This is a genomic window from Marinobacter sp. LM1 (assembly GCF_042763285.1).
Lineage (GTDB): Bacteria > Pseudomonadota > Gammaproteobacteria > Pseudomonadales > Oleiphilaceae > Marinobacter > Marinobacter nauticus.
The window spans coordinates 3,210,852-3,234,210 of record NZ_CP114373.1; the positions used below are offsets into that span (position 1 = coordinate 3,210,852).

At 54.9% G+C, this 23,359-nt stretch carries 18 protein-coding genes and 2 pseudogenes; 12 read left to right on the forward strand and 8 right to left on the reverse strand.

The window, feature by feature from the left end:
* Positions 1 to 10: 10 nt before the first annotated feature.
* The 5 genes from OZ656_RS15000 to OZ656_RS15020 all read right to left on the reverse strand — a co-directional run bounded on the left by OZ656_RS15000 (position 11) and on the right by OZ656_RS15020 (position 4,151).
* Positions 11 to 649 (reverse strand): thioredoxin domain-containing protein, encoded by a 639-nt coding sequence (locus OZ656_RS15000; protein ID WP_058091791.1) that lies wholly within the window; start codon positions 647 to 649, stop codon positions 11 to 13.
* 44 nt (positions 650 to 693) lie between these two features.
* Positions 694 to 1,695: an arsenic resistance protein gene (locus OZ656_RS15005; protein WP_206769037.1), complete on the reverse strand. Its 1,002-nt coding sequence runs from the start codon at positions 1,693 to 1,695 to the stop codon at positions 694 to 696.
* Positions 1,696 to 1,728: 33 nt separating this feature from the next.
* Positions 1,729 to 2,637 carry a cation diffusion facilitator family transporter gene (locus OZ656_RS15010; protein ID WP_008169406.1) on the reverse strand — a complete coding sequence of 303 codons (909 nt, stop codon included), beginning with the start codon at positions 2,635 to 2,637 and terminating at the stop codon, positions 1,729 to 1,731.
* Positions 2,638 to 2,734: 97 nt separating this feature from the next.
* Positions 2,735 to 3,250 carry a signal peptidase II gene (gene lspA / locus OZ656_RS15015; protein ID WP_199458282.1) on the reverse strand — a complete coding sequence of 172 codons (516 nt, stop codon included), beginning with the start codon at positions 3,248 to 3,250 and terminating at the stop codon, positions 2,735 to 2,737.
* A 4-nt stretch (positions 3,251 to 3,254) separates the two neighbouring features.
* Complete coding sequence (locus tag OZ656_RS15020; RefSeq protein WP_123891398.1) at positions 3,255 to 4,151, reverse strand: cation transporter; 897 nt, start codon at positions 4,149 to 4,151, stop codon at positions 3,255 to 3,257.
* Between the two features lie 98 nt (positions 4,152 to 4,249).
* Here OZ656_RS15020 and cadR point away from each other — a divergent pair, with 98 nt between their 5' ends.
* From cadR to OZ656_RS15035, 3 genes are all read left to right on the forward strand, one after another.
* Positions 4,250 to 4,684, forward strand: coding sequence for a Cd(II)/Pb(II)-responsive transcriptional regulator (gene cadR, locus OZ656_RS15025; RefSeq protein ID WP_008175821.1), 435 nt, complete (start codon positions 4,250 to 4,252; stop codon positions 4,682 to 4,684).
* Between the two features lie 179 nt (positions 4,685 to 4,863).
* Positions 4,864 to 7,782: an efflux RND transporter permease subunit gene (locus OZ656_RS15030; RefSeq protein WP_379944691.1), complete on the forward strand. Its 2,919-nt coding sequence runs from the start codon at positions 4,864 to 4,866 to the stop codon at positions 7,780 to 7,782.
* Entirely contained in the window at positions 7,779 to 8,417 is a 639-nt protein-coding gene (locus OZ656_RS15035; protein ID WP_008175810.1) for a TolC family protein, read from the forward strand. The genes OZ656_RS15030 and OZ656_RS15035 overlap by 4 nt, the downstream gene beginning before the upstream one ends.
* A 72-nt stretch (positions 8,418 to 8,489) precedes the next feature.
* Here the strand turns inward: OZ656_RS15035 and OZ656_RS15040 are convergent.
* A pseudogene (locus tag OZ656_RS15040) lies at positions 8,490 to 9,792 on the reverse strand (IS1380 family transposase).
* A 96-nt stretch (positions 9,793 to 9,888) separates the two neighbouring features.
* Here OZ656_RS15040 and OZ656_RS15045 point away from each other — a divergent pair.
* The 8 genes and pseudogenes from OZ656_RS15045 to OZ656_RS15080 form a co-directional block, all read left to right on the forward strand.
* Positions 9,889 to 10,017: pseudogene (locus tag OZ656_RS15045) on the forward strand (efflux RND transporter permease subunit); the annotation flags it as partial.
* Between the two features lie 17 nt (positions 10,018 to 10,034).
* Complete coding sequence (locus OZ656_RS15050; RefSeq protein ID WP_035561679.1) at positions 10,035 to 10,391, forward strand: P-II family nitrogen regulator; 357 nt, start codon at positions 10,035 to 10,037, stop codon at positions 10,389 to 10,391.
* A 279-nt stretch (positions 10,392 to 10,670) separates the two neighbouring features.
* Entirely contained in the window at positions 10,671 to 11,810 is a 1,140-nt protein-coding gene (locus OZ656_RS15055) for a TolC family protein (RefSeq protein WP_379944692.1), read from the forward strand.
* Between the two features lie 21 nt (positions 11,811 to 11,831).
* Positions 11,832 to 13,115 (forward strand): efflux RND transporter periplasmic adaptor subunit, encoded by a 1,284-nt coding sequence (locus OZ656_RS15060; RefSeq protein WP_104270573.1) that lies wholly within the window; start codon positions 11,832 to 11,834, stop codon positions 13,113 to 13,115.
* Between the two features lie 14 nt (positions 13,116 to 13,129).
* Complete coding sequence (locus OZ656_RS15065) at positions 13,130 to 16,327, forward strand: efflux RND transporter permease subunit (protein WP_379944693.1); 3,198 nt, start codon at positions 13,130 to 13,132, stop codon at positions 16,325 to 16,327.
* A gap of 76 nt (positions 16,328 to 16,403) precedes the next feature.
* Positions 16,404 to 16,937, forward strand: coding sequence for a GtrA family protein (locus OZ656_RS15070; protein WP_278351261.1), 534 nt, complete (start codon positions 16,404 to 16,406; stop codon positions 16,935 to 16,937).
* Positions 16,921 to 17,949 (forward strand): glycosyltransferase family 2 protein, encoded by a 1,029-nt coding sequence (locus OZ656_RS15075; protein WP_008169859.1) that lies wholly within the window; start codon positions 16,921 to 16,923, stop codon positions 17,947 to 17,949. The genes OZ656_RS15070 and OZ656_RS15075 overlap by 17 nt, the downstream gene beginning before the upstream one ends.
* On the forward strand, positions 17,933 to 19,429 hold the full coding sequence (locus OZ656_RS15080; RefSeq protein ID WP_123891319.1) for a glycosyltransferase family 39 protein: 1,497 nt from the start codon (positions 17,933 to 17,935) through the stop codon (positions 19,427 to 19,429). Before OZ656_RS15075 ends, OZ656_RS15080 begins: the two co-directional genes overlap by 17 nt.
* Positions 19,430 to 19,504: 75 nt before the next feature.
* Here OZ656_RS15080 and OZ656_RS15085 read toward each other — a convergent pair whose 3' ends face one another.
* The gene (locus OZ656_RS15085) at positions 19,505 to 20,827 is read right to left on the reverse strand and encodes an ATP-binding protein (RefSeq protein ID WP_379944694.1); all 1,323 of its coding nucleotides are present in this window, start codon (positions 20,825 to 20,827) and stop codon (positions 19,505 to 19,507) included.
* Between the two features lie 29 nt (positions 20,828 to 20,856).
* Positions 20,857 to 21,528 (reverse strand): response regulator transcription factor, encoded by a 672-nt coding sequence (locus OZ656_RS15090; protein WP_123891321.1) that lies wholly within the window; start codon positions 21,526 to 21,528, stop codon positions 20,857 to 20,859.
* Positions 21,529 to 21,911: 383 nt separating this feature from the next.
* Between OZ656_RS15090 and OZ656_RS15095 the strand changes: the two genes are divergently transcribed.
* Entirely contained in the window at positions 21,912 to 23,237 is a 1,326-nt protein-coding gene (locus OZ656_RS15095) for an IS1182 family transposase (protein WP_053113971.1), read from the forward strand.
* Positions 23,238 to 23,359 lie beyond the last annotated feature (122 nt).

The window sequence follows — 23,359 nt, forward strand, 5'->3', positions numbered from 1 at the left end:
TGTTTTGTTGTTATTTCAGTGACCCTACCTTGGATGTCACCAGGTCGTACAGTTCCTGAGGCCCCAGGCGGCTCAAGGTGTCTCCGTTAACGTAGAATGTTGGGGTTCCGGAAATTCCAACCGCCTTAACGTCCGCAGCATCCTGTTGAATAATGCCGTCAATCTCGGGTGAGTTCATACCGGCCCGAGCGGCTTCGACATCAAGTCCGGCTGACTCCGCCGCATCCCATGCTGCGGCGACCTTTGGATCATCGTGCCATTTCGGTTGTGCTTCCATAACAGCGTCCAGTACCGGCTCATAGACCCCCTGTTCACGGGCGGTTTCCAGGATTCTGACGGCCTCTTCCGAGCCTTTGTGAAACAATACGTAGCGCAGTACCAGACGCACGTTGTCCGGGTAGGCAGCCTGAATCTGTTTCACATAGGGATGCATGGCGCGACAACCTTCGCAGGATGGGTCGAAGAACTCGACAATGGTTACCGGCGCGTCCTCAGGGCCAATAACGGGAGAGTAATCCCTCACCAGTGGCGTTTTTTCAACAACGGCGGGTTCATTAGTGCCCTGGGAGCGATCGTAAATAACAAAAGCACCAGCAAAGACAACCAGACAAAAAAGAAGGAGACTGATGACCAGGGTTCGGGTTTGCACGGGAGATCTTCCTATTTTAAATGAGTTTACGGGTTTCAGATTATTCAGGTGTCCGGTAGCAGCCGACTAGGCACCCACCGCAGATAAAGCATCATTCCAAACAGTTCCAACAAAGACTGGACGACAATCACCACGACGGCCACAGCCCAGGCCTCTGGCATTGACAGTGCCAAAGGTAAAACCACGAAGGAGTTGCGTGTTCCTAGGCTGAAGATGACGGTGCGACCGGTTTCTACCGGTAATCGAAAGACCCGGCGCAGAGCCTTTCCAACCAGAGCCGCAGCTAGAAGATAGGCCGGAAACAGAATCATCAAGGGCCAGATAAGTGAGCCGGTACTGTCGATCTGGCTGACCTGTGTCATTGAGATGATGAACAGTACGACTGTCAGCAGAGGGACCGGCATCAGACCCATGAAGCGAATGAACCCGATGGCTTTTCTGGAGTTTTCGGCCCATTTTTCAGTCAGAAATGCCAGGATAAGCGGGACAATAATCAGCCCGCCAAAGGCCGGCAGGAGGTGCCGCCCAAGCTCAAGATTCACGTCGAACTGATTACCCATGAAAAGCCAGAGGTAAAGTGGAAGAAGACCCAGTTGAGCAATCAGCAGAACCGGTGTTGCCGCAATGGCTCGGGTGCTGTCCCCCTTGCCTAGGTGAGTGAAGGTGACAAACCAGTCGGTACAGGGCATCAGCAATACCAGAAGCACTCCCAACTTCAGCGCGTCATTGTCCGGCAGCGCCAATATCAGCAAGGCAGTGATCGCCGGCATGACCAGAAAATTTCCGGTGAGCAAGGCACCCATGAACCGACGGTCCCGGAACATATCAGACAGGTGGGTCAACGGTGTTTGAGTAAATGTGGCGTAGAGCAGAACTCCGAGCAACCCCCAGATTAAGTAATCCGGCACACTGTCACCGAGGGACGATGTCCAATCCACAGACAGTCCGAAAACAACAGCGATGAGGTAGGCCCAGACCTGGTGGCGTTCAATTACGTCTCGCATGGCGTGCTCGTAACCGAGTGGAATGTCGGCCATTCGCAGCATATCTGCCACACGGTACCCTTTTCAGCAGCCCTGCTAGCCATGGCCATAAGTATGGGCATCTTTGTGACTGTGATCAGGATGTTCAAACTCCAATGTTGAATGAGTGATGCCGAACTCGTTTTCCAAAGTTCGTTTTATCCCACCCTTGACTTTTTCAAGTTCATTCCAGGCACTTATTTCGACCACCACATGGGCGTCGAGGGAGGCATCATGCTCACCCATCTGCCAGAAATGTACGTGGTGAAGGTCTAAAACGCCTTCTACGTTTGATAAAGCCTCGATGACAGAATCTGTGTCGATATCCAATGGACTACCCAGCATGAGTGTCCGGATGGTTCCGCCGATTTCCGTTAGACCCAGGTAGAGAATATAGCTTGCGATACCAATTGTGATCGCGGGATCAACCCAACGCATGTCGTACAGGAGAATCAGGGCGCCGCCTACAACGACTGCAATTGACGCAAACGCATCAGACAAGTTGTGTAGAAACAGCGCACGGATGTTGACGCTGTCCTTTTGCATGGAGTAAGTAAGCAGCGCGGTCAAACCATCCACTACCAATGCGATAATGCCAAGCCAAACTACCCACCACCCCTTGATTTCCGGGGGATCTATGAATCGCATGCCACCTTCGTAGATCAAATATGCCCCGATCATTATCAAAGTGGTGTAATTTATGAGTGCCGCAACAACCTCAATTCTCCCGTAGCCAAAGGTCATCTTCGAGTCGGCCGGGCGGCGTGCAATCTTCCGCGCCGCAAATGCGATAAATAGTGACGCCATATCCGAAAAGTTGTGTATAGCGTCGGCTATCAGCGCCAAGCTGCCAGCGAAGATCCCTCCAGCGATCTGAGCCAAGGTTAGGATACCGTTCGCCCAGATAGCTACTGCAACTCTCTTATCCTTAGTATCCGGTGACATGTGAGCATGCTCGTGGCCCATTGTTTTCTCCTTGGTCGTTGCTGTTCAATTAAACGTAGTCGCAACACTCGCTAAGCCTGGCTCAGAGGGCTTAGCGAGTGTTGCGACCGCGCGAAAACTAGCCATTCTGGCGATTTTCCATGTTATTCCCGGCACCTTTCTCGGCTGTGAAGCCCGTGACCAAAATCATGGCCACGCTCAGGAGGATGAACACGTCGGCAAGGTTGAACGCCGGCCAATGCCAAGATTGCCAATGGAAATCCAGGTAATCGACAACGTAGCCTCGGAAAACTCGGTCGATGACATTTCCGAATGCACCGCCAAGTACCATCGCATAGGCCAGGGCTTCTGTTCGCTTATGGCTGTCCCGCATCAATTTGACCAGAACAGCCGAGACGACAACGGCTATCGCAATAAAAAAATATCGCTGCCAGCCCCCGCCATCGGCGAAGAGACTAAAGGCAGTGCCTTTATTCCATACGTGCACCCAATTAAAGAAAGGAGTGATCTCAACCGATTGCCCGTAAGCCATGGATTGCTGGACGAGCCATTTAATAAGCTGGTCGGCCAGCGCTACCAGTGTGGAAAAGCCGAGAAAGATAAACGTAGAAAAACTAGCACGGTGTTCAGACATCGAATTATCCTTTTAGTGCAAGGATGCGCTTGGCACCAATGAATACAATGCCTCCCACAACGCCGCCAATAACCAGATCCGGATAGTTTGAACCGGTCCAGGCAACAAGAAGCCCCGCAAGGATAACTCCCAGATTGATAACCACATCATTGGCCGAGAATATCCAGCTTGCCTTCATATGCGCGCCGCCTTCGCGGTGCTTGGATATCAACAGCAGGCAACCGGTATTGGCGATCAACGCGACGAAGGCGATCGCCATCATCATCAGCGATTCAGGCTCACTACCGAAAACAAAGCGTCGCACCACCTCGACGAGTACGCCGATAGCCAAAATCAGTTGCAGTACCCCTGCCAGATGCGCGGCACGTACCTGCATTTTCGCACTGCGCCCTACGGCATAGAGAGCCAGGCCATAGACGGCTGCATCGGCAAACATATCCAGGGAATCAGCGATCAGGCCGGTAGACTGGGCGATCAGGCCAGCAGTCATTTCCACCACGAACATGATCGCATTGATACCGAGCAACACGCGCAGAGTGCCTGACTCCTGCGTAGCAGAGACCGCCGAGCTCTCAGCGGCCTTGATCGTCTCTGGGTCGGCAATGACGGTTTCCTGAAGAGAGGCGCCTAGCCCCAAGGTCGCCAGTTTCGCGGTAATGGGCTCAGCCTCGCCGTCATGCACGACCTCCAATCGGCGGTTCGACAAGTCGAAGGACAGCGTTCGAATCTCATCAAAGCCGTTCAGCGCCAAGCGGATCATCCGTTCTTCTGAGGGACAATCCATCTTCGGCACAGCATACACGCTGACCCATTCCCCTGACGCTTCGGAGGAGACCGGCATATCGGTATCCGCTGCAGGCGTTGCATCGCAGCTACATGGGCCACCACAGGCTTTACTCACGATACGGCTCCAGTTAACCAACATAGATTGCTAGTATTAAAAACTATATAGCTACTATAAGGTCAATGGGACAGATGATCCGTTGAGGAGTAAGCCTGATGCGCATTGGTCAGTTAGCCCAGATAGCGGGTATCGACACGCAGACGATCCGCTTCTATGAGCAGCAGGGCCTGTTGCCGCCGCCAGAACGGCAGGAGAATGGTTACCGTGTCTATACCGAGAAGCATGGCGAGTGGCTTGCCTTTATCCGCCGCTGCCGAATTCTGGACCTGTCACTGACAGAGATTCGCGAGCTACAGAGCTATCAGGACGACCCTCGCCAGCCTTGTACCGCCGTCAACGCCATGCTCGATGACCACATCTCTCATGTGCGGTCGCAGATAACTGCTCTGCAAGCGCTTGAGCAACAACTCGTTTCACTGAGGGCGAGTTGCAACGAGGGTCGGGAGATCAATGCCTGCGGCATCCTGACGGGGATCAGCGAGGAGAGCAAACAACAGCTGTATAGGGCTAGCTCAGGCCGTAAGGACTGAGCAGAGACATGCCGGACCTTGCAGTGACATTGTGAATGCATGGTGTGTTGATCGCGAAGCCTCACTGCGTATCTCGGCATGCGAACCTGGGCGTTGCTGCAAACTTGCAGGGGCCGTGAAGAAGAGTCGTCATCAACCAGGTAATCCGCTGAGCTGATGGTTGGTTCCGTCATCATGATATGAGCCAATCAACCAAAAAATCCGGATACCCCTTTTTTGGTGATTCCTTTGTCTATGTCATTTTCGATGACAACACCGATCTGTACTGGGCCCGCTCCCGGGTACTGGAGTACCTGAGCCAGGTGGCCGGGCAATTGCCCGATGCCGCCAAACCAGAGCTGGGGCCGGATGCAACCGGCGTTGGCTGGGTATACTCCTACGCCCTGGTGGACCGCACCGGTCAGCATGACCTGTCGGAACTGCGGGCTATTCAGGACTGGTTCCTGAAGTTTGAACTGCAAACCGTGCCCGGTGTATCCGAGGTCGCCAGCGTTGGCGGCATGGTGAAACAGTATCAGGTCGTGGTGAACCCGGACAGACTGCGGGCCCACGACATTACCCTGCAGCGCATCCATTCCGCCATCAACAGCGCCAACCAGGAAACCGGCGCCTCGGTGGTGGAGATGGCCGAGGCGGAATACATGGTACGGGTCACCGGCTACCTGCAGAACGAAGACGATCTGCGACAGGTCCCCCTGGGGGTCAACGACAACGGCAAGCCCCTGTTACTGAAAGACGTGACCGATGTGCAGCTTGGCCCACAGGTCCGTCGCGGTATCGCCGAACTGAATGGGGAAGGGGAAGTGGCCGGAGGCATTGTGGTGATGCGTTTCGGTGAGAACGCCTTGAAAACCATCGAAGGGGTCAAGCAACGCTTGGAGGACATCAAAACCAGCCTCCCCGATGGTGTAGAAGTGGTTCCTACCTACGATCGCTCCACACTCATTAATAACGCCGTGGACAACCTGTATGGCAAGTTATTGAAAGAGTTCCTGGTGGTCGTCCTTATTTGCGCAGTATTCCTGTTCCATCTACGGTCGTCGCTGGTGGTCATCGTCAGTCTGCCCGTAGGTATCCTTGCGGCGTTCGTGGTGATGCACGCCCAGGGCATCAACGCCAATATCATGTCCCTCGGGGGTATTGCCATTGCCATCGGCGCCATGGTGGACGGGGCCATCGTGATGGTGGAGAACGTCCATAAACACATGGAGCGAACCCCGCTGACACCGGAAAACCGATGGGCCGTGATGTCGCGGGCCGCGGGTGAGGTGGGGCCCGCGCTGTTTTTCTCACTGATGATCATCACCGTGAGCTTTCTGCCGGTCTTCACCCTGGAGGCTCAGGAGGGCAAGCTCTTCGCCCCCCTGGCGTTCACCAAAACCTACGCCATGGCGGCGGCAGCCGGGCTGGCCATCACTCTCGTTCCAGTGCTGATGGGCTATTTCATCCGTGGCAAGGTATTGCCAGAACATCGCAATCCCATCAACCGACTGCTGATCGCCCTGTACCGACCGATTATCGGCTGGGCTTTGCGACGGCCGGCATTGATGCTTGCCGGAGGCCTGGTGGTGCTGATCATCGGCTTCTGGCCGGCCAACAAGCTGGGCAGTGAATTCATGCCGCCTCTGGACGAGGGGGATCTGATGTACATGCCCACCACCTATCCTGGTATCTCCATTGGCAAGGCCCGACAGATTCTGCAACAGACCGACAAGCTGATTGCCAGTATTCCGGAAGTGGAGACCGTGTTCGGAAAAATTGGCCGCGCCGATACGGCCACCGATCCTGCCCCGCTGACCATGATTGAGACCTTTATCCAGTTCAAACCACGGGACCAGTGGCGACCCGGCATGACGCCGGAATCTCTGCGCCGGGAACTGGACAGGACCGTCAGACTTCCGGGCCTTACTAACGCCTGGGTCATGCCGATCAAAACCCGCATCGACATGCTCTCCACGGGCATCAAGACCCCAGTCGGCATCAAGGTGGCCGGTCCTGACCTGGCGGTGATCCAGGGTATAGGGGAAGAGCTCGAGCGGGTGTTGACTGACATACCCGGCACAGCCTCTGCGTTTTCCGAGCGGGTGGCCGGCGGACGCTACATCAAGGTGGATATACAGCGCGAGGCTGCCGCTCGTTTCGGGCTGAATATCGCAGACATTCAATCGGTCGTACGTACCGCGATTGGCGGCATGAACGTGGCCAACACGGTGGAGGGTCTGGAGCGCTATCCCATCAATCTGCGCTATCCCCAGGGTTACCGGGATTCGGTGGAGCAGATGCGCCTGCTGCCGATGGTGACACCCAATGGCCAGCGTATCGCGTTGGCCGATGTGGCGGATATCCGGATCGACCAGGGGCCGCCCATGATCAAGTCGGAAAACGCCCGTATCAATGGCTGGACTCTGGTGGATATCGAGGGCCGGGATCTGGGCAGTTGGGTAAGGGAGGCGCAGTCCGTGGTGCAAGAACAGGTGGATCTACCTGCTGGCTACTCCCTGACTTGGTCTGGCCAATATGAGTATATGCAGCGGGCCAAGGAACGCCTGACGCTGGTGGTGCCGCTGACCCTGGCCATCATCATTCTGCTGTACCTGAACTTCCGCAACCTGACCGAGGTGGGCATTATTCTCGGCACCCTGCCATTCGGCATGATCGGTGGCATCTGGCTGATGTATCTGCTGGGTTACAACCTCTCCGTGGCCGTGGCCGTCGGTTTTATTGCCCTGGCCGGGGTGGCGGTGGAGATCGGAGTCCTGATGCTGGTGTACCTGAACCAGTCTCTGCATAACGCTTTGGAAACCGTGGATCATCAATCAGGCCAGCTGTCGGCAGATGCCCTGCGCAAGGCGATCAGTGACGGTGCTGCGCAACGGGTGCGTCCGATCATGATGACCTTCGCGGCCATTGTAGCTGGCCTGGTGCCCATCATGCTGGGCAGTGGCACCGGCTCAGAAGTCATGCAACGCATCGCCGGCCCGATGATCGGTGGCATGGTCACCACGTTGATCCTGACCCTGCTGCTGATTCCGGTGATTTTCTATCTCTGGCAGCGCGCACGGCTGAAAAAAATCGCCAAAAAAGGAACATTCCGATGATTAGACCCATTGGCATCCAAACCGTTCTGATCCTGCTGATCACAATGGCCTTGCCGATAAACGCCGAACCTATTGAGGTCGTTGACGATTGGGTTCAAGAGGCTCTGACCAATAACGCGACTCTGGGCGCGCAAAGATCTGTCGCCGAAATGTCAGAAGCCAAAGTGGAGGGCTCAGATACTTGGGCCGACCCGGTCATCAAGTATGGCATTGCGCCTGAAACTCTAGAGGGACCTAATACAGTTGGGCATCGCTTTGAGGTAAGCCAGCAGCTGCCCTGGCCGGATCATCTGTCGGCGTCTCGCAAGGCAGCGGAGGCCGGAATGCTTGCCGCCCAGCAGGAGACTCAGTGGCTAATAAGGCAGCTGACAGCTCGCGTTAAGGAGGCGTATGCATATTGGTGGTATACCAATGAAGCGATCAATCTCCATCATGAGACACGCGCTTTGGTCGAGCAACTGGCCACCGTAACGGAACAGAGGCTTGACTATGGCATCGGCTCGCAAAGTGAAATGCTCAGGGTCAAAACGGAGTTGGATACTCTAGCCCGGATTTCTCATAGGTCCCCAGCAAGTCTCGCAGACTGTGCGGGTTACCGCCATTACCGCTCATTGGCGGCCGTGACTGATCAATAATCGATCAATTCCTGTTGTCCGGACACACGGCCCCCTTTCCCCCATTGAGTCGGGCCGGGGGAGCCCGGGCTTCTATCCCGGAACCAGTTGACGCACCAGGTCAGAGAGTTCGTCTTTGTAAGGATAGGCATCGCTCATCAACACCCGTATGCGCCGAGTGTTGCGAATGATGACCGCGCCCACCTTGATCAGCTTCAGCCGCAGGTTACTGGCGCTCATTCTCTCGAAGGGCGTCTTCTTCAAGTGGGCCCGTAATCGCTCGAACAGCGTGTAGGCAAAGCCCGACAGGAGCAACCGCCACTGATTGGTCCACCACCGCGTGCTGGAGGTGCGATCTGCGAACAGACACAACTGCTGATCCTTGATCCGGTTTTCCATGTCACCCCGGGCACAGTATTGCTCGTAGTAGAGTTTAACGCCGTCGTCGTAACGGGAACTGATAATGAACCTGGGGTTGGCACCCAGTTCGCCTTCCTCCAGACGCGCGATCACCCAGCGGGGGTGTTTCCAGGTTCGGGCCTGGTACTGGAACCGGTAGGTGGCGGAGACTTTTTCACCCAGTTCGTTGTGAGCCTTGCGAACCAGCATCGAGGGTACGTCTACCTCCTTGAGCAGCCGGCTGTTCTTGCTGATGCCGACCAGATAGTCCACGTTGTTCCGGTCGCACCAGCTCAGCAATCGGGGACGGTAAAAGCCGCTGTCACCCCGGAACACGATGCGGGTATCCGGCCAGTACTGCCGGATGAACTTCAACCAGCAGGGCCAGAATGGCCCAGCTGTGGCGGCTGTCGCTTCGGTTGCTGGTGCGCAGGTAGCTCACCAGCAGATGGCGACCGCAGAACACGTACAGCGGGAAGTAACAATGGTGATCGTAGTAGGCGTTAAAGAACTTGCCGGGCTGGTCGCCATGCACCGGAACGTCGGTGCCATCGAAGTCCAGCACGATTTCCTTGGGTGGGGCGTCGTGCTGCTCAATGAAGTGATGCCACATCAGTTCGTGGGCCTTGACCACGGCCTGCCGGTCCACGCGCTGCTCCATTCGGCACAGTGTTGATTTGCCCGCTAGAATGGCCGCTTCGCCAGTCGCGGTCTGAAGTGCCTGGTCAGCGCGTAACGTTTCGTGATCGTTCAGATCTTCGTATCCGGCGGCTACGCCAAAGACCCGTTGCCGGATCATGGTTTGAAGCTTGTGGCGAACCAGTACCGGATTACGGGCATCGTCCAGCACCGTAGCCAGGCGCTGAGTGAGCTGGTGTTGGTTGTCGACTTCGCGAAGCAAAAGCAGGCCGGCATCGGAGGTGATATGACCACCGGAGAAATCGGCTTCAATTTGACGGCGAGACAGTGGCGAGAAGGTCAGTTTTTCAGGTACCATTTTGGATAGCGGCTGTTGGTGCTTGGTGAACGGTGTAAGGTCCTGAAACTATAGCACTTTCAGCCGCTTTCTTTTATCCCCTCATGAGAAATCCGAGCTAATGTCCAACGGCCACTGGCAACGGTTGTGGTTGGCGGTCTGATCACTTCAACGCTGCTGACGCTGGTGGTGTTGCCCAGTGTGTACCAGTGGTTTGCATCTGAACGTCGTGACGTTTCAGTCTGATAGTCAGGAGACGGTTTATGTATGAAATAAAAGCGTATGTCAGAGAAGTGATGGCAGAGCATGTGGTTGATGCTCTGGCCAAAGTTAAGGGGGTGGCAAGTATTGCTGTCGTGTCTCTCGGCGAATTTGGTCATCTGGTCGGCGATGAGTCGCCTCTGGAGAAAGTGAAGATGGTCAAGCTGGAAATAGACGTAGCGACCGATGATGTCGCTGGTGAAGTTGTGGAACTCATTGTCAGAACGGGCAGAACCCAGGAAGGGCACCCGGGTGACGGCAAGGTGCTTGTATCCCGCCTGGTTCGGGCTGTTCGTATCGACGATGGTGCGACCGACGAGAGCGCACTTCAACCGGCATCAAACCAGCGCTTTTCCTAGATTGGATGGCGGCATCGTGGCCATGAGTCGCGATGCCGCTTCTCCCCGCCCTTATTGAGGAGCACTTTCAAGTTCCCTGAGCTAATGCCTTCCAAATTCAAGTTCATTTCAACCTTTTCACTTACTATCTCCACCTACCTTGTCATGGGCGTCTCGCCCCCATGAATTGTGGCTAACAACCCCTTCGGGAGAAAGTCGATGAAGGCAAGCAAGCACTCGCCCAGGGCGTTGCTGTGTTCAGTACTATTGTCTATTCCTCTGTTCGGTCAAGCGGAGACTGTGAATTGGACAAATTGGCTCACTGGCCAGATAAGCAAGCATCCGGATGTCATGGCGGCGACAGAGCAGGCGGCAGCCCGGGATGCGGATGCTGAGGCAAGCGAACAACCGCTGTATAACCCGGAGCTGTCTGTTGGAGCAGACAGAACGGGCAGTGAAAACAACTTTGAGGCAGGGCTATCACAAACGATCGATTGGTCTGATCAACAGGGTGCGCTAAAGGACAAGGCAAAGCTGATCAGGCTTTCCGCTGAAGCTGATTTGAACGAGGCGGTTTTGGCACAAACGTCCGAGTCGCTGTTTGCGCTTGTCGAGTGGCGCGCGGCGACGCGTGCCGAAGAAATTGCGGAATCCCAGCAACACCGTCTGGATGCCTTGCTGGAGCAGGTTGAGCAACGCCAGCAGGCGGGCGACCTGGGGAGTACCGATGCAGAGTTGCTTTTTTTAAGCCTTTCTCAGCAGCTCAGTGAACTCGCCCAGGCAAAGGCTGCGGTTGATCAGGCGCAAGCCCGGGTCAGAGAGCTTCTGCCGGATTGGCGGCCTCAGGATGGGGGGATCCCCGGGCACATTTGGCCGGCTCTTGCTTCCAGGGTCGATAACGACAATTTGCTGGATCATCCGTCAATTGCTGCTGCCCGCGCGAGGTGGCAGGTGCTGCGGAGCGAAGCCGAGGTGGTCAGTCGCAGAGCGACGGCATCTCCCACGGTCGGGCTGAGCGGAGGGCGTGATGGCGGTGAGAGCCTGGTTGGCCTGACGTTCTCGATCCCTCTGAATGTCCGTAATAACTACCGTGCCGAAGTCCAGGCTGCCAACCGACGATCATTAGAGGCCGAAGCTCGGTTTCAGGCACTTTATCGGAAGCAGCAGTATGGTCTGGCGGGCGCCCGAGCTGCCTGGAAGCGATACGACACCCAACTCAGCCGATGGACAGAACTCTCCCAGGGGCGTGTACAGCGAAGTGCTGATTTGCTTGAGAAGCAGTGGCAGGTCGGCGACCTCTCCACCTCTGAGTATCTCCAGGCGCTGGGCCAGCGCGCGGAGAGCCTGAAAACCGGTATTGAACTGGAAAAGCAGGCGCAGCTGGGTCTGATTGAGCTCTTGAGTCAGTCTGGCGAACTGATCACCCCCTTCCAAAAATAGTCTGGAAACTGGATATTCATTATGAAAAAAACTCTGATTTCTGTATTCGCATTGACGTTGCTTACAGCCCCACTTTCTTTTGTACAGGCAGAGGAAGATGCTCATCAGGAAGCCGGTCATGATCATGCTGCCAGTGGCGACGATCATCAGGAAGTCACCGGTGAGGAGGGCGAGTATAAGGAAGATCATGGTGAAGAAGGTGAGCATGAGGAGGAAGGTGAGCATGAGGAGGAAGGTGATCATGAAGAGGAAGGGGGGCACGGCCACGAAGACGAGAACGGTGGCCATGAAGAAGCGGCCACCGCAAGCATCAATGCCAAACAGAAAGAGCTCGCCGGCATTGAAGTAGCAACCCTCGAAAGCAAGCACGTTGACTATGAAATCTACGCTCCCGGTGAGCTGCTGACCAACGGCTATACCAGCTATCACGTGTCCCCCCGGGTTGCCTCAGTGGTGCTGCGGCGTCACGTGGAACTGGGTGAGCACGTAACCAAGGGCCAGCCGCTGGTAACCCTGTTCAGTGAGACGGTGGCACAGGCGCAGGCGGATTACAGGAAAGCTTTTCCTGAATGGAAGCGAATCAGCGGGCTGGGTCGTTCCGTGGTTGGCGATCAGCGGTTCAATACAGCGAAAGCCAACATTGAAGCAGCAAGGGCGACTCTGCTTGCTTACGGGCTGAACGATGATGACATTGGTGCGTTGAAGGCCAGCGGGGTGGATAGTCTCGGTGAATACATGCTCAGGGCTCGCGTGGATGGTGCAGTACTGACCGATGAGTTTGAGCAAGGACAAAGAGTTGAGGCTGGCCAGCCGCTGGTGACTCTTGCTGATGAGAGTGAGCTTTGGGTAGAAGCCCATCTGCCAGCAAGCTCCGACATTGTTCTAGAGAAGGGCGCGGAAGCCGAAGTCAGGGCAGCGGGTCGTGTGGGCGTGGCAACGGTGTCCCAGGAAGCCCACACCATTGATCCTGTGACCCGCACGCGGATTGTCAGGCTGGAGCTGGACAATCCTGAAGATCGTTTTCATCCAGGAATGTTCGCAGATGTGTATTTTCGTTTTAAGACCAGCGAGCCGGTGCTTGCCGTGCCGGAGACTGCATTGATGCGTGGCGCGGACGGCGACTGGACGGTCTATGTGGAAGAGGCCGAAGGCGAGTATGAACCCGTGGAAGTGGAACTGGGCCGCTCAATTGGCGGGCTCCGTGAGGTTTCCGGCCTGGCTGCGGGCCAACGAGTCGTTTTGCGGGGCGCATTTTTTGTGGCCTCTGAGATTGCCAAAGGCGGCTTTGATCCGCACAACCACTGATTCCGGGAGTCATTATGTTCAACCGAGTTGTCGACTTGGCGGTTCAGAACCGCCTGTTGGTTCTTATTGCGCTTGCAGTGCTTATCGCCACGGCCGCGTTTCAGATACCAAAACTGAATCTTGATGCTTTCCCCGACGTTACAAACGTCCAGGTCGCTGTTAATACAGAGGCGCCCGGACTTGCGGCTGAGGAAGTCGAGCAGCTGATCACCTATCCCATTGAAGCGGTGATGTATGCGTTGCCGGATGTTGAGGAGGTTCGGTCCATCTCCAAAACCGGGTTGTCTGGTGTCACCGTGGTCTTTAAAGAGGGCACGGATATCTATTTCGCGCGCCAACTGGTTTTCGAGCGGTTGCAGGCCGCGCGGGAGCTGATTCCGGACGGGGTCGGGGTGCCTGAAATGGGGCCGAATACGTCCGGTCTTGGCCAGGTCTACCAGTACTTGCTGATAGCGGACCCGGATTCGGGGTACGACGCAATGGAATTGCGCAGCTTGCACGACTGGCTGGTCAAACTGTTGCTGATACCGGCTGAAGGGGTTACGGAAATCCTGTCGTTTGGCGGAGAGGTCCGCCAGTACCAGGTTAACCTGAACCCGGCGCGAATGCTGTCCTATGACTTATCACAGAACGATGTCATGGAAGCCCTGGAGAACAACAACTCCAATGTTGGGGGCTGGTATATGGGCCGCGGGCAGGAGCAGTTGGTTATTCGCGGTATGGGCTGGCTGGGTAATGGCGAGCAGGGGCTCGAGCAGATCCGTCAGGTGCCCGTTAAAACCAGTGATGGCATTACAGTGACAGTGAACGATGTCGCCGAGGTAGCGCTGGGCACTGAAATTCGCCAGGGTGCGGTAACCATGACCCGGAAGGATGAAGCCGGTCAGGTTGAACAACTGGGTGAAGTGGTTTCTGGCATTGTACTCAAACGAATGGGGGCCAACACAAAAGCCACCATCGACGGCATCGAGGCCCGCATTGATCGCATAAATCAGGCGCTTCCGAGTGGGGTTCGTTTTGAGCCCTATTACAACCAGGCGGATCTGGTGACCAAGGCCGTAGAGACGGTGACCAATGCGCTTCTGTTGGCTTTTGTGTTTATTGCGATCGTGCTTGCCCTGTTCCTGATGAATCTGCGGGCAACAACGCTGGTGCTGCTTTCAATACCGATTTCCATCGGAATTGCGCTGATGATCATGGCCTGGTTCGGCCTCTCGGCCAACCTGATGTCTCTTGGCGGTATTGCTGTGGCAATTGGCATGCTGGTAGACGGCTCTGTTGTTATGGTCGAGAACATGTTCAAACATCTGACCCATCCTGATGGCGAGCATGACGCCCATCGGGATGAGTTGGCTGGAGATGACCCCGATCCATTGGACGCGTCACACGATGATCATGGCATTGCCCTTCGTCTCCAGGAAGCCGGCCGGGAAGTGGCACGGCCGATTTTTTTCGCGACGGCGATTATCCTGGTCGTTTTCATGCCTCTGTTCAGCTTCGAAGGTGTGGAAGCCAAGCTGTTCCAGCCAATGGCAATCAGCATCATGCTGGCTATCGTGTCGGCGGTGATCGTCGCTCTGGTGGTTGTACCCGCGCTGGCGTCATACATGTTCCGTAAGGGTATCCGGGAGCGGGAAAGCTTCATTCTAAAACCCCTGGAAAAGCTCTATCGCATGGGGCTTGCCTGGTCACTGAAGCATAGCCGCGTGGTTGTTGGCGCGGCGGCGGTTCTTGTTGTACTGGCGGCGCTGATTGTTCCACGACTGGGCACGGAGTTCGTGCCTGAACTGGAAGAGGGCACGATTAACCTCCGGGTGACCCTGGCCCCTTCATCAAGCCTCGATACGGCGCTTGAAGTGGCGCCGAAACTGGAGGCCATGCTGATGGAGTTTCCAGAGGTGACTTACGCTCTGTCCAGGGCTGGCCGAGCAGAAATAGGCGGCGACCCGGAGCCAGTTAACAACATAGAGGTCTATATTGGCTTAAAACCAACTTCGGAGTGGACCAGCGCCAGTAATCGCTATGAATTGCAGGCTCTGTTTGAGGAGAAGCTCGAACAGCACCCGGGACTACTGTTTAACTTTTCTCAGCCTATCGCGACTCGGGTTGATGAATTGTTGTCAGGTGTTCGTGCGCAGTTGGCCATCAAACTCTTTGGCCCGGATCTCGACGTACTGGCGGAGAAAGGCCAGCAGATTGAAGCGGCGGTCCAAACTGTTCAGGGGACCCGGGATGTGGCCATGGAGCAGATTGCCGGTGAAGCGCAGTTGGTGGTTCAGCCAGACCGTCAGGCACTTTCCCGGTACGGACTCGCCGTGTCTGATGTGATGAGTGTCGTCCGGGACGGACTGGGTGGTGCCGCCGCGGGCCAGATCATCAACGGAAATGAGCGGTACGATATCTATGTGCGCCTGGCCAAACGTTTCCGGGAAGACCGGGATGCCATTGCTGATCTCAGGTTGCAGGCGCCTTCCGGAGCCTGGGTGAGACTCGGTGATGTGGCCGATGTGTCTATTGAGTCTGGCCCGCCCCAGGTGCGCCGCGACGACGTTCAGCGCCGTGTGGTCATTCAGTCCAATGTGCAGGGTCGTGACATGGGCAGTGTGGTTGCCGATATTCAGGATACCATCGCGTCAGAAGTGAACCTTCCCCCCGGCTATTCGGTGGATATTGGTGGTCAGTTCGAAAACCAGCAGCGAGCTCAGAAACGATTGACCATTGTGGTACCTGTATCTCTGGGCCTGATTGCGCTGTTGCTCTACTTCGCTTTCAGTTCGGTTGGTCAAGCGCTGTTGATTCTGGTCAACGTGCCGCTTGCCGTAATTGGTGGTGTCTTTTCGCTCTGGGTCTCCGGCCAGTATCTTTCAGTGCCCAGTTCCGTTGGATTTATCACACTGTTTGGTGTGGCGGTGCTTAACGGGGTCGTTATGGTCGAAAGCATCAATCAGCGAATACAGGATGGGTTGAACGTGGATACCGCGGTGTTTGAAGGTGCCGTCTCCCGTTTACGTCCTGTCTTGATGACAGCAATAACCTCGGCGCTCGGCTTGATACCGATGCTGTTGTCGACGGGCGTGGGAGCGGAAATCCAGAAGCCACTGGCCAGCGTGATTGTTGGTGGTCTCGTGACTGCAACTTTCCTGACACTCTTTGTTTTGCCGGTTCTGTTCGGTCGCTTTTCAAGAGCCAAGGTGGGTGATATTCAGCGGTAGATGTGAGGCGGAAATGCATAGTTGCGGTTACATGCATGGAAGTGTAATTCCGCCCGTTTTAACGGAGACGAGGGTCTTGCTGTTGAACTTTGCTCCTAGAAAGAAGGCTGTGACTGTGATTCTGGTGCCCGATGTTTCTGAAGAGTCAATGTTCACCATTTCCGGAATTGTTGTTGAAACATCGGGCACGATGGTTATAGCCACGGGTGTGTCGGCCAGGATGAAGAAGGTTCCCTTTAAAAGAATAAGTGGATTTATTGCCGCCGGAGGAATGGCAACCCTTTTCCATTGGGCGGCCATGTCCGGCCTGGTTCTGCTTGGCATGGCCCCCGTAGCAGCCACCTTTTCTGGAAGCGTTGTAGGAGCGGTTACCAACTACTGGTTGCAGCGAACTTTGGCCTTTCCAAACGCACGCCCACACATCCAGGCCATCTGGCGATATGCCTTTTCCTGTTCACTCGCAGCTCTCCTGAACGTTCTGATCTTTTTAGTCCTGCATCAACTGTTTGAAATCTCTGTTGTGCCTGCTCAGCTTCTAACCACTGCGGCTGTCGCTGTATTTAACTATGTTGTCTACCAAAGGCTGGTGTTTCATGAACAAACCTCTTGAGACTTCCCGTGCGCCGAATGAATCAGAGCTGCTTTCCCTGGTGGTTCCGGTGTTCAATGAGCGTTCGATGCTTCCCCTATTCTTTGAGCATGTATTGCCGATCCTTGCGAGCCTCGATATTCGCTCGGAGATCGTGGTTGTGGACGATGGTAGCGAGGATGGCAGTGCCGAATTTGTTAGGACTTTCATTAAAAGGAAATCGAGCATCCGTCTCGTCAAGCTAAGCCGCAACTTTGGCAAAGAGGCAGCGGTAACAGCAGGGCTGGAGCATGCCAAGGGGGATGCGGTGATCGTTCTGGATGCGGACCTTCAGGATCCACCTGAATACATTCCCGAGATGGTCAGGAGTTGGAAGTCCGGCTTTGATGTCGTTCTGATGCAACGTCGATCACGTGTAGGCGAGAGTTTTCTCAAGCGCTGGAGTGCGCACCTTTTCTATCGCTTGCTGAATAAGACCAGTCGCACTGAAATCCCGGTCGACACGGGTGATTTCCGATTGATGAGCAGGCGGGCAGTTGATGCCCTTCTCCGGTTAGGAGAGCGCAACCGCTACATGAAGGGACTCTTTGCCTGGGTTGGTATGCCAACGACGATCATCGAATACGACCGGGCATTGAGAGTGGCTGGCGAGAGTAAGTGGGACTACCCGGGCCTGGTCGGCCTGGCCCTTGAAGGCCTGACTTCCTTCTCAGTGTCACCTCTCAGATGGGCAACGCTTGTCGGCTTGCTGGCCGCCTCCGTTGGTGGATTGTTCGGTGTCTGGATTGTAGCGAAGGCAATAATGCTCGGCGATCCGACTGACGGCTACCCATCGTTAATCGCCCTCATCAGTTTTCTGGGCGGCATACAACTGGTGAGCGTTGGTATCGTTGGTGAGTATGTGGGCAAAACCTACATCGAATCGAAACAGCGACCACTGTATCTGACCGAAGAAGTGGTCGAGAACAAAGAGGTATCAAGCCGAGACCAAATCAGCAACTTCAGAGGCGTCAAGAATGCTAAAGCGATTTGAGCCCTGGTTCTGGGTACTGGCTGCCGTATTGTTCAGTCGCTTTATCGGAATGACGCTGTTTCCCTTCGTGGATACAACGGAGCCCCGATACGCTGAAATCGCTCGTTTAATGGCTGAAACCGGGGACTGGATAACGCCCTGGTTTGAACCCGGCGTTCCGTTCTGGGGGAAACCTCCACTGTCGTTCTGGGCTCAGGCTGCCTCTATAAAAATATTTGGACTGTCTGAATTTTCTCTGCGGCTACCGGCATGGTTCGCCACGATTGGAATCGTATGGCTGACGTGGTGCCTTGCAAATCATGCGCGCGGTGCTGCGGTCGCTCGATGGTCTACTCTTGTGCTTTCCACGATGGTACTCACCTATATCAGTGCCGGCGCAGTCATGACGGATACGTTCCTGGTATTTGGAACGACCCTCTCCTTGGTGAGCGTGTGGTTTGTGCTTTCAGGGCGCTCTGACTATTGGCGCTGGTGGTTTTTCATGGGCCTGGCCATCGGTTTGTTGTCAAAGGGACCGTTGGCTGTTGTACTGACCGTTATCCCCCTGGTGCTATGGGCTGCTATTTTCAGGCAGCGGTTACAGCCGTTGAAAAAATTACCCTGGCTTCTTGGCTCACTTCTGACACTGGCGATTGCCGTGCCATGGTACGTGCTCGCTGAATTGAAAACGCCAGGGTTCCTCAACTATTTCATCATTGGCGAACACTTTAGCCGGTTTCTGGACCCCGGGTGGGCCGGCGATTTGTACGGTAGTGCCCATGACCGGCCCAAGGGCATGATCTGGATATTCTGGCTTTGGGCTTCATTCCCCTGGGGTATCATTGGCTTGGTTGGCTTTGGCCTTGCGGCGGCGCGAGGCAAAACAAAGGATATATTCACTGGTGCTGTTCAAGACGCCTCAACGCTGTATCTGTTGTTTTGTGCGATAACGCCAATGCTGTTCTTCACCCTGGCAGGCAACACGCTTTGGACGTACATACTTCCTTCTCTTCCGTTCTCGGCCATTCTGATTGCCGGATGGGTGTCGAAGCTCGATCTAGGTGCCTGGTCCAGAGTCAGGTCGGGGGCTGTATTGCTTGTGCCCGTTCTCATTACCCTTGTTGTGTTCATCAGTGTGAGCGGAGTCATTCCACTAAAAACCGAGAAACAATTGATAAGCCGGTATGAGAGCATCCATCAAGCGGGGGACAGTCCGATCTTCTACATTGGTGAGATGCCATTTTCGGCACGTTTTTATTCGTTAGGCGACGCTGTGGAAATCATCTCCACAGAATTCAACAGTCTGCTGGAAGCTGACGGGTACGCCAGGGTCTTTGCAGTAATTCCAAACCATGCGGTCGATGAGGTTCTTGGTCCGCGGGCCACTGACGCTCAGAAGTTGGGGGAGAACGAACGGTACCAGCTATTCTCGATCGATCTTCCGCCAACAGACAGCCAGAATGACCCCGTTGATTCTGAATTAAACTCGAAGAATGATTAATGACGCAGCTGATTACTGCTAAAACTGAGTCTTTGAAGGCCGGATTTTCAAGATGGCTGGCCTTTTGGCAGTGATCTAGTCCGGAAATGGCAGTAAAATCAGAATCCTGGCTCCTCCGTTTTTTGAGGTACCCATGTTCATCTGTCCGAGGTTGTCTTCGACAATCTCGGACACGATGGACAATCCGAGCCCAAAACCGGCGACCGTTTCATCCAGCCTGGTACCCCTGTTCATGACAGTGGCTGCCGCCTCGGGAGAAATTCCGGGGCCATCGTCCGCTACTTCTATGGAGAGTCCTGATGACGTGCGGGCGATTGTAACGTCGACGGTTGTCTGGCACCACTTCCCGCCATTTTCGAGTAAATTGCCAAGTAGCTCTGAAAGATCCTGCCGTTCCATTGGCCAGCTGAAGTTTTCAGGTAAGTTGGTGTGGAGGCGAAAAACCGTGTCAGGGAAGATTTTTTCCATAACGGTGATGACACTTGCCGTGATTTCAACCGGCATGCACGTCCGTCCCATCTGTCTGCCTGATATGTCTGCTTTGCTCATCCGGTATTTCAGGGATTTGTCAAGCTCCCGCAAGTTAGAGGCCATAAACACAACATCCTCCCGGGACGGAGGCAAGGTATCGATATCCGACAAAATGGCAAGATTGGCAGAAATAGAGGTTTTGACCAGGTGAGAGAGATCGGAATTCAGGCGGCGGTGGCGGTCCAGCCGCCGGTTTGACAGCTCGAGCAAATCATTGAGCTGCCGGATCAGCGGACGAAACTCTTCCGGCACGTGAGGGTTCAGACGACTTTGTTTCCCGGATTGGAGCCGTCTCAGGTCCTCTTTTATCCTACTGATGGGCTTTAACGTCAGATGTGTGGTGGTTCCAATCAGTGCCAGCAGTATCGCCAGAAGAACGGCCGAGGCACCGAGCAATGTCAGGTGGGCCTTCAGCGGTCGTTCAGAGAGCGCCCCCTCGGTTTCAAGAACGGTGATTGAGGCCAGCTTTCCAGTAGCAGTGAACGTACGTCTAAGCCCGAAAAGCGTGTTCGCACCCTGCGCTATGTGGATGAAACCCTCGGGCTTCTCTGCAGCGCCCTGCAGTTGGCTCTGGTCAAAGTTCGGGCTCGCCAGGACGCTTCCGCTAGCCGTTTCGATGACGATGGCATGCCCCAGAAGCATTTCAAACTGATTGATCATGTTGCTGAGGTCGTCGGTTGTGGGGGATTCAGCCTCAATGATTGCCTGAAAGTTTCCCAGCTCTTTGTTCAGGTGTTGCTTCCTGGACTCGTCCGATAGTTGCTTTATCACGTAGGTGTGTGAAAAGAATATCAGAGTAAAATATACGAGGCTGAAAACAGCACCATACTGAATGGCTGTTCTGCGGATACTTTTCGGAGCAGACATATTTTAACCTGGTTGGTTCACTCGGGCGTTCAGCGGTTAGGATCTTTTTCGAAGTAGTAGCCCTGGCCACGCAATGTTTTTATTTTATTGACCCCTATTATTTTTCTAAGCCGGGTTATGTAAACCTGAACGACATTTCTGGTGGGGCATCTTTCTATGTTGTAGAGGGATTCAACCAGTTCGTCCTGGGAAAACACTCGGTCCGGTGAACGGAGGAAACACTGTAAAAGGCGGAATTCCGTAGCTGTCAGTCTGAACTCTTTCTGGTCGGGCGTGGTAAGCGTTCGGTAGGTGGCGTTGAGATGAAATCCGTCGACGCTGATCTGGTCTGTCGTTCTGCCGTCCTTTCTGCGGATAATCGCACTGAGCCGGGCTTTCAGTTCATCAAACTCAAACGGTTTGGGAAGGTAATCGTCGGCACCCGCGTTCAACCCTTCTACTCTCTCAGTCCAGTTGGAGCGTGCGGTCAGAATAAGGATGGCCTCTTTTTTCCCGTTTTTTCTCCATCTTTGCATTAAAGAAAGTCCATTTTCATCGGGCAGTCCGATATCGAGAATAACGGCCTGGTAGGAGCTTGTTTCAATCAACGAGTCCGCTTCTTTGCCGGTTTTGGCGATATCTACTGTGTAGTGCGCCTGCGCAAGCCAGTCCGATATTTTTTTGGCAAGTACAGCATTGTCTTCAACAATCAGAATTTTCATTTGTAAGCGCCGTTTTTCGTGGTGGGAAAGTTTCGCCAGTCTGCCATGGATTGTACCAGTAACGGCAACTCCCCAGAAAAACAGCAACCCGTTAAAAATGGGGGGTTACCGGTCGACTTTTCAGTTTGATTTCAGTTGCACCGGGTAGCATCAATAATCGAGTCACGAACGCAAGAAGCTGTATATACATGGTTTTAGGAGCAACCTATGAGCGATAGACATTTCTATGCAGGTGTGTCCAGGCGCCGCCTTATACAAGGAGCTGCCACAATGGGACTTCTTGCCGGTTTCGACAGTTTGTTACCGGCCTATGCTAGGAGTCTGCGCGGCAGGAGCCACCTTCTGGCATAATACGTAAAAATTCTTCAGCACCGGAGAATCCGATGGGAACCACCTTCCGCCCCTATTCACCTGATCAGGAACTGCTTCTTCCCCCGAGCCTGAACGAGTGGCTGCCCGAAGGGCATCTGGCCTATTTCATCAGTGACGTGGTCGAGGAACTGGATCTGAGTGCCTTCTACGCCCGGTATGAAGGGAGCGGTCGGCGCAACTCGCCTTTCGATCCGCGGATGATGTTGAAGGTGTTGATCTATGCGTACGCGACCGGCGTGTTTTCATCACGAAAGATCGCCCGGAAGTTGGAAGAAGATGTCGCCCTTCGGGTCCTGGCGGCTGGCAATTTCCCCAGACACCGCACTATCTGCGATTTTCGCAAGCAACACCTGGCTGCGTTCAAGGCCGTATTTATTCAGGTGGTCCGGATCGCCCAGGAAGCGGAATTGGTTACTCTCGGTACGCTGGCGATTGATGGCACCAAGGTCCGGGCCAACGCCAGTAAGCACAAGGCCATGAGCTATGACCGCATGCGGGAGGAAGAAGCCCGTCTGTCAAAAGAGGTTGATGAGCTTTGTGGCCAGGCTCGCCGTGTGGATGAATCGGAAGACCAACAGTTTGGCCCGGATCAGCGGGGCGACGAGTTACCCGAAGAGCTTCAGCACCGTCAGGGGCGGCTGGACAAGATCCGGGCAGCGAAGGAGAAACTGGAAGCGGATCAAAAAACGCAAGATGAGGCCAAAGGCCGGCATCCAGACGATGATCGCCGCTCACCCAAGGGTGGCCGGAACTTCAAGAGAGATTATGGAGTTCCGGAGGACAAGGCTCAGAGTAACTTTACCGACCCCCAAAGCCGGATCATGAAAACGAATGATGGGTTCCAGCAATGCTATAACGGCCAACTGGCCGTGGATGGCGAGTTCCAGATCATCGTGGGCAACCGCCAGGGTAACAACCCCAGTGATAACGGCTGTCTGGTGCCGCTGCTGGGCGAGGTAAAAGAAACTCTGGGAAGTTACCCGGGCCAATGTCTGGCTGATGCGGGTTATCGCAAAGAGGAAGACTTGCAGGCATTGGAGACAAAAGGCATAGATGGCTACGTCTCGCTGCGCCGGGAAGGCAAAAAAACCGGAGATATAAACGCGAGCCGGTACCCGGCGACGGCCCGCATGGAGGAGAAGCTTACCACGGCGGAGGGGCGAGCAGTCTACGCTCAGCGCAAGCACATGGTTGAGGCGGTGAATGGCTGGATCAAGAATGTCCTGGGCTTCCGGCAGTTCGGCTTGCGGGGCCTTCAGGCGGTGCAGGGTGAATGGGATCTTGTCTGTCTGTCGCTCAATCTCAGGCGCATGAGTTCACTGATGAGGCTGGCATAAGTCGCTGAGGCAGCCTTTGGCTCACGGTAGGTACAGCTGGGGCCCTGCGATGCCCCTTTTAACCGGTTAACTGGCTGGATCGAAAGCGATGATGGAGCCGATCCGATATCGCGAACACTCCT

What these genes read in the sequence shown, in the direction of transcription:
- OZ656_RS15035 (WP_008175810.1), top strand. Translation starts at nt 7,779, where the DNA reads ATGATTAGACCCATTGGCATCCAAACCGTTCTGATCCTGCTGATCACA.
- lspA (WP_199458282.1), bottom strand. Translation starts at nt 3,250, where the DNA reads ATGTCTGAACACCGTGCTAGTTTTTCTACGTTTATCTTTCTCGGCTTT.
- OZ656_RS15080 (WP_123891319.1), top strand. Translation starts at nt 17,933, where the DNA reads ATGCTAAAGCGATTTGAGCCCTGGTTCTGGGTACTGGCTGCCGTATTG.
- OZ656_RS15065 (WP_379944693.1), top strand. Translation starts at nt 13,130, where the DNA reads ATGTTCAACCGAGTTGTCGACTTGGCGGTTCAGAACCGCCTGTTGGTT.
- OZ656_RS15095 (WP_053113971.1), top strand. Translation starts at nt 21,912, where the DNA reads ATGGGAACCACCTTCCGCCCCTATTCACCTGATCAGGAACTGCTTCTT.
- OZ656_RS15090 (WP_123891321.1), bottom strand. Translation starts at nt 21,528, where the DNA reads ATGAAAATTCTGATTGTTGAAGACAATGCTGTACTTGCCAAAAAAATA.
- OZ656_RS15030 (WP_379944691.1), top strand. Translation starts at nt 4,864, where the DNA reads ATGAGCCAATCAACCAAAAAATCCGGATACCCCTTTTTTGGTGATTCC.
- OZ656_RS15060 (WP_104270573.1), top strand. Translation starts at nt 11,832, where the DNA reads ATGAAAAAAACTCTGATTTCTGTATTCGCATTGACGTTGCTTACAGCC.
- OZ656_RS15005 (WP_206769037.1), bottom strand. Translation starts at nt 1,695, where the DNA reads ATGCTGCGAATGGCCGACATTCCACTCGGTTACGAGCACGCCATGCGA.
- cadR (WP_008175821.1), top strand. Translation starts at nt 4,250, where the DNA reads ATGCGCATTGGTCAGTTAGCCCAGATAGCGGGTATCGACACGCAGACG.
- OZ656_RS15010 (WP_008169406.1), bottom strand. Translation starts at nt 2,637, where the DNA reads ATGGGCCACGAGCATGCTCACATGTCACCGGATACTAAGGATAAGAGA.
- OZ656_RS15050 (WP_035561679.1), top strand. Translation starts at nt 10,035, where the DNA reads ATGTATGAAATAAAAGCGTATGTCAGAGAAGTGATGGCAGAGCATGTG.
- OZ656_RS15085 (WP_379944694.1), bottom strand. Translation starts at nt 20,827, where the DNA reads ATGTCTGCTCCGAAAAGTATCCGCAGAACAGCCATTCAGTATGGTGCT.
- OZ656_RS15075 (WP_008169859.1), top strand. Translation starts at nt 16,921, where the DNA reads ATGAACAAACCTCTTGAGACTTCCCGTGCGCCGAATGAATCAGAGCTG.